The sequence below is a fragment of the Candidatus Nanopelagicales bacterium genome, assembly GCA_030700225.1.
Lineage (GTDB): Bacteria > Actinomycetota > Actinomycetes > S36-B12.
In genome coordinates this window covers 23510-32596 of record JAUYJT010000058.1, presented here as the reverse complement: position 1 = coordinate 32596, position 9087 = coordinate 23510, and the positions used below count along the sequence as shown (strand labels likewise).

Here is a 9087-nt window from a genome sequence, read left to right as displayed (position 1 = left end):
GGCTCGACGCGTCGGCCACAGGCGCGGCGAAAACCCTCGACCCGGCTGCCGGGTCAAGAGGCGAAGAACCAACACCATCGAACATGTGTCCGATACTAATCGACCCCCCCGACAACCCCACCCAACGACACGCGCCCCCGGCACACCGCACCCCGGGATCTGCCCGATAGGGGGACCCCCCTTACGGGTCGATCCAGCCCAGCAACCCGACAAACCGGACACAGCCAAATCCCGCGCCGGCTCGCTTCCGCCACAGCCCGCGTGCCCCCCGGCCGCCCGCCGTCAGTCGCCGATCAGGGCCTGCCGCATCGCGTCGAGTTTGGCTTCGGACTCCGCGAGTTCGGCTCCCGGCTGCGAATCCGCCACGAGCCCGCACCCGGCGAACAAACGAGCAGAGCGGCGGTCAGACGAGAACTGCGCGCAACGGAGCGCCAGGGCAATTTCGCCGTCACCGTTCCCGTCGAACCAGCCAACTGGCCCGCTGTATCTGCCTCGACGAATGTCCTCCAACTCCGCGATGAGCGCCATCGCCCTTTCAGTTGGAGTCCCGCAGACCGCTGCGGTGGGGTGCAACTGGGCGGCGAGCGCGAGGGCTGTCGACCCGTCGGCCAAGCGCCCCGAGACGTCCGTGGCCAGATGCTGGACGTTGGGCAATCGCAGCACGGCCGGGTCCGTCGGCACGTCAAGGTCCGTGCAGTGGACCGAAAGAGCGTGAGCGACTGAGCGCACTGCGTATTCGTGTTCCGCCAGGTTCTTCGGGCTGGCTCGCAACCTGCGGGCATGGCGCTCATCCTCATCGGCTGAACCACTTCCAGGCACTGTCCCCGCGAGCACGCGCGACGTTACCTGCTCGCCGAACCTCCGGATGAGCAGTTCGGGCGTCGCGCCGATGAGGTCTTCGACGTGGAAGGTCCAACACTCAGGTTGCGTGGCCGCCAATCGAGTCAAGACTGGGCGCAAGTCAAGTGGTTCGTCGAACTCGGCCTGAACCGCGCGTGCGAGAACTATCTTGTCGACCTCCCCGGCGGAAATGCGTTTGAGCGCTTCGCCGACGGAGGACGACCAGTTCGCCGTCGCGGCCGTTTCGTCTCGCCAGCGAGGCTGCTCGCACCGCGAGCGAGGCACAGGGGCGTCGCCCTGGTCGTCGGATCTGACCTCATCCTGTGCGGGAGTCACCTCCGTGCGCCAGGCCACGCCATCCCTGACTCCGAGCAGAACCCGCGGAATGACGACGACTGATCCGGGCGACTCGTCGTCGAAGGTGAACGATGCGAACGCAAGCGGGCCGGAGCCGGTGAGGCTTGCCTGGTCGTCGACCTCACATTCGTCGAGCCAGTCGGAGAACCAGCGCTGAGCTCTGCTGAACCGCTCGGGACCGACGAAGGTGGCACGTGCGGCGATGCCCCAGCCAACCAGTCCTTGTCCCCGTCGAACCCAGGCAACCGTCGGGCACGAGGGGAAGGCATTGAGTAGATCTGCCGGAGGTTCGGTGATGCTGCTGCTCACCTTCCGGCGGATCGTCACTTGATCAGGGTACGTGGAGAGCCCGGTCACATCCCACCTGCTGTCGGCTAGGGGAGCGCCCCGCGTCCGGGTCGCGGTCGCACGAGCCACCGAGACCGGATGTGGCGGCGATTGACCCGCGTGCTGGAGGCCGGGGTCTTGGATCTTGCCACCGGCACCGCGACCAGCTCGGCTCCGATTTCGGCCGCCGGAGCTGAAGTTGTCGCGTGCGATTTCCCGTTCGGAATGCTGGCCGAGGGTCGTCGCAGGTGGCCGAGCATCGCATGCGGTTGACTCGAAGCCCCTTTGTCGTTCATCCGTTGTCGGGGGTGTTTGAGACGCTGGGCGCATGATGGCAGATCGAATCGGGTACACCCGCGTGTCGACCGTCGATCAAGGCCTGGCCCTACATCTTGACGCTGTGCCGACGGCTGGCTGCCGTCGCATCCAGGAACTGATCCTGACGAGACTGGCTGCGGCCTTGGAACGCGGCATCGTCGGTGGCAGGCCCGAATCGGTCACCCAAACAAGGCTCGAAGCGGCAGAGCGACGACCAGCCAATGTAGAGAGCACGGGGCAGGTTGCCGAGTCCATCGGAGTCGGCCGGGCCGCCGTGATCCGTCACTTGGCCAAGGATGAAGTGTCGGCGGTGCGAGCAGCGTGAACTCCAAATCCGGGTCGACACCGAAGTTGCGACGGACGCCGCTGGACACCAGCGGGTATCTACTTGTGCGCGGGCTCGAGCCAAGCGAGGCCGAGGCACGTTACGCCGCCAGTCGTTTCCGGAACCGATTTCAAGCGTGGGGGTCATTCGGGCTCTCCGGCTACTACGCGCCCACCCGAGTTGAGATCGATGCCCTGTGAGGCATGCGACTGCTCGCCTGGCACTGGGTCGCGATCTATGCGATCGAAGACTTCCTCGGTGCGGGGCTCAATGTCAGCCCGACCTTCCGAACGCCCCACGTGACCGTGCCCCACTGCGCCCTCGACCAGTTGATGACCCTGCTGGATCTCACGCCTCACAACGTCGCGGAAAACCCGTACCGTCAGAACTAGAAGAGGAGGAGGCCCATGATGTGGACCGAAACCGTCGACGGGTTCCCGCTCAATCTGTTTGTCGATCTCCAGGGAATGGACGAAACCGGACTGCCCTGGGGCTTCCTCACGGACTCGCCAGACCCCAGTGTGATCGTGGAAGGCGCATGGATCATCGCCGGCAGCCCGCACGTCTACGCCGTAGCCCGCGTCATCAGCGTCGAAGATGGAATCGTTCACATTGAACCGTTCCTATTCGTATCAACGTCTGTCACGCATGCGTGATGTCGGCCCCCGAACGGTGTTGGGGCGCAGGCGCTCGGTTTCAGCCGGAACGGGACCGGACCGGCTCTTGACCGGGCGGCCCTGTGCCACGAGTGCTGCAGGGGCTGGTGGCTGGAACCTGCTCGACTGGCCGCACCTGGCCCCGACCCGTCCGCTGTCGGACCGGGGGTGGTGGTGGCGTGCGCCGAGCAGGCAGCCGCCTGCCCCTTCTGCCGATCACAACCGCTGCCGCATGATGCGTCGTGGCCTGACCGGAAGTCTGTTGTTTCAAGGGTTTCGCCCAATGCTGGGCGCCCCATTTCGAGGTGTAGGCAGGATCAACCGCGATGACCCACAAGTCGTGCGCCGACGCCATCCCCACTAGGCGGGTGCGAAATTGCGCAGTCGGGATGCCCGCCACGGTTCGCCGAAATTGCTTACCCTTCCGCCCGCGCCCCATCGTTTCGCGACCGGTGGCGCGAGCGTCGGCGAAGTCCAAGTCCTCGATCGTGATCGCAACGCAGTCGCACGCCTTGGCGATGTGGATCAGTCGGGTGATCGCGTGCCGCAGGGCCGCGTCCCTCAGTGTGGCGGTTGCTCCCGGCTCGTTCCCCAACGGGATCGTGATCGGATTGCCGACCGGGTTGCCGCAGCCGTCGATGACCCACGCCGCCAGATGGTCGCCGTTCACATCCACGGCCAGGTGCCGGGCTGAACGCAACTGTTCGGGGGTGGGGATGTGGTCCGGCTGAGGGTAGGTCCAGGATGCGTCCAGGTACCAGCGCCCCCGCGCCACGTCCTCGAAGATCCGGTACGTGACGGCGCGACTGGTCAGGACCCGATCGGCCCACTCGTCGCCTCGGTGGGTGAACCCGACCGGGGTGGTCAGGAGCAGATGCGTGCCGAATCGCTCCACCAACGCTTGGGGGACCTTGACCTGCAGCACACCGGTTCCGGCTGCGGCGGGATACAGTTCCACACGGATGGTCTCGTTGGACCAGCGTTTCCCGGACTCGCCGTCAGCGGTCAGCATTCGCCGGGACACCTGCCAGTGCTGCTGCCATTCCTGCTCGGTCAGGCCCGCTTCGGCGAGATGTTCCCGGTTGCGCCACAGCCGCTTGCCGCCGAACGTCACACTCGGGCGCTGCTGGGCAACACGCTGTTCCACCTGGGCCAGCCGCTCGGTGAGCGCACCGAGACGGCGGCGCTTGGCGAACGCTTCGGCCTGGTCGCGGTAGCCCCGCACCGGCTTGCGTCGCGCACCCTTGGGCACAGCCTCGACCTGCCCGACCGGGACCGCAAGCCGGACGGTGATCATGTCGACCGCGGCCCGCAACTGCACCTGGTGACGCAACAGGGCCTTCCACGCGGCGTTGTAGGACTGTTCGGACTGCCGGGTCAGCGCCCCGGCCCAACGGGACGAGGTGTGCTCGGTGAGTGCCTGCTTGCGCGTCTTGCGGGACTCGGCCTTGGCCTTGGGGTCCAGCACGCCCTCGCTGAGCCGATCACAGAAGTCCTGCCGCTGCAGCACTCCCAGGAAGTCACCCACGGTGCGCAGCACGGCGGCTTCGACCTCCGTGGGGTGCAGCCGGGTGCGGATCGTCACCCCAGCAGGCGGAGCGACCACGAACGGGTCGGCGATATGGCGCAGCGGCTTGCGGCGGCGAGTCATGCGTCCTGCTCCACACCGCGCGGGCCGACGTCCGCCCGCGCACATCGCAACGCCTTCTCCGCCCGGTTGCGCGCAGAGCGCTTCCCGTACAGCCGGGCGCAGAACGAGGTCAGCACCTCCACCATGTCTCCCCCCAGGTCGTCGTCGACCTCGCCGTCGTCAACCACCAGCAGGCGACGACCGTGTGCGGACAAGGCCGCCTCGACCAGTTCGGTGTTCATCCGACCCAGCCGGTCACGGTGCTCCACCACCACCGTCGTCACCGCCGGATCCGACAACAACCGCCGCACCTTCGTGCGGCTTCCATTCATCCCGGATCCGACCTCGGCCTCCACCCGCACCACCGGCAAGCCTTGACCCGCCGCCCACTGCGACAGTCGCGCGACCTGCCGGTCCAGGTCGGCCTTCTGGTCATGCGAGGACACGCGCGCGTACAGGCCCACAGCAGCACGGTGCTGCTCACCGTACTTCGGGTCCGCCACCAGAATTGAACCGGTGGCGGTACGGGTGAACGGAACCGGCATCTGCCCGTCTCGCACCCACCGCCATGCGGTCTGGTAGTGCACACCTTCGCGGGCAGCCCACTCCGACAACTTCACCAACCCAGACTAAGACATAAGTTCGATGACACGTGCTGATGACCTCTCGAACTGTTGACTCAACCCCAACGTGGACCTGCCCGCGAGTGGCTTCACTTGGTGACGGGCCGCCAATCAGCCTGAGGTCGAAGCGCTTGATTTCTCGCGAAACGGTTTCGCGAGAGTTGCGACCATATGTTCTCGAGACGCCCACCTAGCCGGGGATTCGTGTCCTGGCGGTCAGGCCTGGGGCCGGGTCCGGGACCGGGTCCCAGGACCGACAGGTGACCTGATTGGATCGGGACGTGACCCGGGCAACCCTGGACAAGGATCCTCGCGCCGTGGCGGCGATGTTCGACGCCGTCGCCGGGCGGTACGACGTTTCCAATGACGTGCTGTCGCTTGGACGCACCGCGGCCTGGCGAAGGGCGGTCGTCGCGGCCATAGACCCGCGCGTTGGAGACCGGGTCCTGGACCTCGCCGCGGGCACGGCCACAAGCTCAGCTCCGATCGCCGCAGCGGGGGCGGAAGTCGTCGCGTGCGATTTCTCACTGGGGATGCTGTCCGAGGGTCGGCGCAGGCGTCCGGAGCTGCCATTCGTCGCCGGTGACGCCTTGCGGCTTCCGTTCTCGGACGAGGTCTTCGACGCGGTGACCATTTCGTTTGGCCTGAGGAACTTATCCGATCCGCGCGCTGGCCTGGCCGAGATGGCCCGAGTCACACGCCCAGGTGGGCGGCTGGTCGTGTGCGAGTTCTCAACCCCCACAAGCCGAGCCTTCCGCCGCGTGTATCTGGAGTACCTGATGTCGGCTCTGCCGCCGATCGCGCGCAGAGTCGCGTCCAATCCCGACGCGTACGTCTACCTGGCGGAGTCGATCCGGGAATGGCCGGATCAGGACGCGCTGGCTGGGTTAATCACGCGGGCCGGTTGGCGCGGGCCCGAGTACCTCAACCTCACTGGCGGAATCGTCGCCCTGCATCGGGCCTCGCGCTGAGCCGGGGTACCGTTGCTCCGGCGGTTGGGGGGCCATCGGGTAAGGGCAGCCTTACCCCGTCAGCGGAGAGTGATCGCCATAGGATGACGCCGGTCGGTATGCACCGGTTCTGGAGGCGGGTTTGAACGTATACATACCGATTCTGGCTATCACCGGACTCGGTGGCGCGTTCGCTGCTCTATCGATCGTGATGGCCACGTTTGTTGGGCCGAAGCGCTACAACCGGGCGAAGGTCGACTCCTACGAATGTGGCATTGAGCCCACACCGCAGCCCCTCGGCGGAGGCAAGTTCCCCGTCAAGTACTACCTGACAGCCATGATGTTCATCATTTTTGACATCGAGATCGTATTTCTCTACCCCTGGGCTGTCTACTTCGACGAGTTGGCCGCTTTCGGATTCGTGGCGATCCTTCTCTTCCTGATCAACCTCACGATTCCGTATGTCTACGAATGGCGCCGTGGCGGATTGGATTGGGACTGACATGGGGCTCGAGGAGCATGTTCCGTCCGGATTCCTGCTGACCACAGTCGAAGCCGTCGCTGGCTACACGCGCAGGAAGTCGATATGGCCGGTGACATTCGGCCTGGCGTGCTGCGCGATCGAGATGATGGCCACCGGAGCGTCGCGCTATGACTTGGGCCGCTACGGCATGGAGGTCTTCCGGGCATCACCCCGGCAGGCGGATCTGATGATTGTCGCTGGACGACTCAGCAACAAGATGGCGCCGATCCTGCGACAGGTATATGACCAGATGCCCGCGCCGAAGTGGGTAATCACAATGGGTGCTTGCGCCTCGAGCGGCGGCATGTTCAACAACTACGCGATCGTGCAGGGTGCCGATCACCTAGTCCCGGTGGACATCTACCTGCCTGGTTGCCCGCCCCGCCCGGAAGCGCTGCAGGACGCGATCCTGAAGCTCCGCGACGAGATACAGCACGGCAAGATCGGTGCGCATCGGCAAGCCGAGATCACGGCCAACGAGGCGGTAGCACTGAAGGCCGGAACCTTGTCGGACCGGAAAGGACTGCTGAGGTGAGCGGCGAGCCCCCTGAAGTAACTGGCATGCGCCGTGGCGCGTTCGGAGTCGCGGGTTCGCCAGACACGACTGGTTTTGGCGGACTGCGGCAGATGATCGCACTGCCCCCCGCGAGTCCTCGCCCCTACGGCGGCTGGTTCGACGAGTTCACCGACGAGCTGGAACTGGCGCTGGCTGACCGGCGACTACCCCCCGCCGACGCCATCGAGAAAGTGGTAGTGGAGCACGGGCAGATCACGTACTTCGTCAGGCGCGAACACCTCGTCGCGTTCGTCACGGCATTGCGGGACGAGCTGCCGTTGCGTTTCGAGTGGCTGTCCGGCGTTTCTGGAGTTCACTACCCGCAGGACCTTGGACGTGAGCTGCACGCTGTATATCACTTCATGTCGCTGACGCACGGGCGGGAGATTCGGATCGAAGTCGCCTGCCCGGACTCCGACCCCCATATCCCGTCCGTCGTTCCGGTCTATCCGACGGCGGACTGGCACGAACGCGAAACCTACGACTTCTTCGGGATCGTCTTCGACGGTCACCCATCGTTGACCCGGATCATGATGCCGGACGACTGGGTGGGTCATCCGCAGCGCAAGGACTACCCGCTCAACGGAATACCGGTCGAATTCGATGGCGCGACGACCCCTCCCCCCGACCAGCGGAGGGCTTACATCTGATGAGCGACGAGCAAGTCAGCCCAGATTCGGCCGCGCCGAACGCGGAAGGCGTTCGTGAGCACATGGTTGTCGGCGGCGACTGGGATTCGGTTCTTCCGGCTCCGGATGGGGAAGCCGAGCGGATCGTGGTCAACATGGGTCCGCAGCACCCCTCCACCCACGGAGTTCTGCGTCTGATCCTGGAGCTGGATGGCGAGTCGGTGATGCGGGCTAGGCCCGGCATCGGCTACCTCCACACGGGCATTGAGAAGAACCTTGAGTACCGCACTTGGGTTCAGGCCGTGACCTTCGTGACGCGGATGGATTACCTGTGCCCGTTCTTCAACGAGACGGCGTACTGCCTGTCCGTCGAGCGGTTGCTGGGGATCACCGATGACATCCCCGAACGGGCGACGCTGATCCGCGTGATCCTGATGGAACTGAACCGCATCGGTAGCCACCTGGTCGCCATCGCGACCGGCGGGATGGAAATGGGCGCCTTGACGGCGATGGTCTTCGGGTTCCGTGAGCGTGAGACCGTGCTGGACATCTTCGAGTCGGTCAGCGGGCTGAGGATGAACCACGCCTACATCCGGCCCGGGGGCCTTGCGCTGGACCTGCCTGACGGCACCGAACAGCGGATCCGGGACGGCATCAAGCTGTTGCGCAAGCGGTACAAGGACACCAAGGACCTGCTCGTCGACAACCCGATCTGGCTGGGCCGAACCGTCGGGATCGGATACCTGGATCTTGTCGGTTGCATGGCGCTGGGTATCTCGGGGCCAACGCTGAGGGCAACAGGGCTGCCGCATGACATCCGCAGGGCGCAACCGTACTGCGGGTACGAGACCTACGAGTTCGACGTGCCCACGACGGATACCTGTGACGTCTACGGCAGGTTCCTAATCAGGATCGCGGAGCTGGAAGAGTCCCTGAAGATCGTTGAACAGGCGCTCGACCGTCTAAGACCAGGGCCTGTGATGGTCGCCGACAAGAAGATAGCTTCGCCGAGCCAGCTCGCTTTGGGCACTGACGGCTTGGGCAACTCGCCCGAGCACATCCGACACATCATGGGTGAGTCCATGGAAGGGCTCATCCACCACTTCAAGCTGGTCACAGAGGGCTTCCGGGTTCCCCCCGGGCAGGTCCACACCGTCATCGAATCGCCCAAGGGCGAACTCGGCGTACACGTCGTCAGCGACGGCGGTACCCGCCCGCATCGTGTCCACTTCCGCGACCCTTCCTTCGTCAACCTGCAAGCCGTTCCGGCGATGACTGAGGGCGGGATGCTCTCGGACGTCGTCGCCGCGGTCGCCAGCATCGACCCAGTCATGGGCGGAGTAGACCGATGAG

General features: G+C 65.3%; 12 protein-coding genes. 9 read left to right on the top strand and 3 right to left on the bottom strand.

The genetic code is table 11. From position 1 onward, the window contains the following. Positions 1-282: 282 nt before the first annotated feature. Positions 283-1524, bottom strand: a complete 1242-nt coding sequence (locus Q8P38_09055) for an isochorismate synthase (GenBank protein ID MDP4014747.1) — start codon at positions 1522-1524, stop codon at positions 283-285. 111 nt (positions 1525-1635) lie between these two features. On the opposite strand from Q8P38_09055, the gene Q8P38_09050 reads away from it, so the two are divergent. From Q8P38_09050 to Q8P38_09035, 4 genes are all read left to right on the top strand, one after another. Continuing rightward, entirely contained in the window at positions 1636-1797 is a 162-nt protein-coding gene (locus Q8P38_09050) for a hypothetical protein (protein ID MDP4014746.1), read from the top strand. 55 nt (positions 1798-1852) lie between these two features. Continuing rightward, positions 1853-2167 (top strand): hypothetical protein, encoded by a 315-nt coding sequence (locus Q8P38_09045; protein MDP4014745.1) that lies wholly within the window; start codon positions 1853-1855, stop codon positions 2165-2167. Between the two features lie 203 nt (positions 2168-2370). Then, positions 2371-2559: a hypothetical protein gene (locus Q8P38_09040; GenBank protein MDP4014744.1), complete on the top strand. Its 189-nt coding sequence runs from the start codon at positions 2371-2373 to the stop codon at positions 2557-2559. A gap of 15 nt (positions 2560-2574) precedes the next feature. Continuing rightward, on the top strand, positions 2575-2823 hold the full coding sequence (locus Q8P38_09035; protein MDP4014743.1) for a hypothetical protein: 249 nt from the start codon (positions 2575-2577) through the stop codon (positions 2821-2823). A 40-nt stretch (positions 2824-2863) separates the two neighbouring features. Here Q8P38_09035 and Q8P38_09030 read toward each other — a convergent pair whose 3' ends face one another. After that, complete coding sequence (locus Q8P38_09030) at positions 2864-4474, bottom strand: hypothetical protein (GenBank protein MDP4014742.1); 1611 nt, start codon at positions 4472-4474, stop codon at positions 2864-2866. Beyond that, a complete protein-coding gene (locus Q8P38_09025) occupies positions 4471-5073 on the bottom strand; it encodes an IS607 family transposase (protein ID MDP4014741.1) in 603 nt (200 codons plus the stop codon). Before Q8P38_09025 ends, Q8P38_09030 begins: the two co-directional genes overlap by 4 nt. A 284-nt stretch (positions 5074-5357) precedes the next feature. On the opposite strand from Q8P38_09025, the gene Q8P38_09020 reads away from it, so the two are divergent. From Q8P38_09020 to nuoD, 5 genes are all read left to right on the top strand, one after another. Further along, positions 5358-6047: a demethylmenaquinone methyltransferase gene (locus Q8P38_09020; GenBank protein MDP4014740.1), complete on the top strand. Its 690-nt coding sequence runs from the start codon at positions 5358-5360 to the stop codon at positions 6045-6047. A gap of 121 nt (positions 6048-6168) precedes the next feature. Further along, a complete protein-coding gene (locus tag Q8P38_09015) occupies positions 6169-6528 on the top strand; it encodes an NADH-quinone oxidoreductase subunit A (GenBank protein MDP4014739.1) in 360 nt (119 codons plus the stop codon). A 1-nt stretch (position 6529) separates the two neighbouring features. After that, entirely contained in the window at positions 6530-7084 is a 555-nt protein-coding gene (locus Q8P38_09010; protein ID MDP4014738.1) for an NADH-quinone oxidoreductase subunit B family protein, read from the top strand. Then, the gene (locus Q8P38_09005) at positions 7081-7755 is read left to right on the top strand and encodes an NADH-quinone oxidoreductase subunit C (protein ID MDP4014737.1); all 675 of its coding nucleotides are present in this window, start codon (positions 7081-7083) and stop codon (positions 7753-7755) included. The genes Q8P38_09010 and Q8P38_09005 overlap by 4 nt, the downstream gene beginning before the upstream one ends. Then, the gene (nuoD, locus tag Q8P38_09000; GenBank protein MDP4014736.1) at positions 7755-9086 is read left to right on the top strand and encodes an NADH dehydrogenase (quinone) subunit D; all 1332 of its coding nucleotides are present in this window, start codon (positions 7755-7757) and stop codon (positions 9084-9086) included. The genes Q8P38_09005 and nuoD overlap by 1 nt, the downstream gene beginning before the upstream one ends. Position 9087 lies beyond the last annotated feature (1 nt).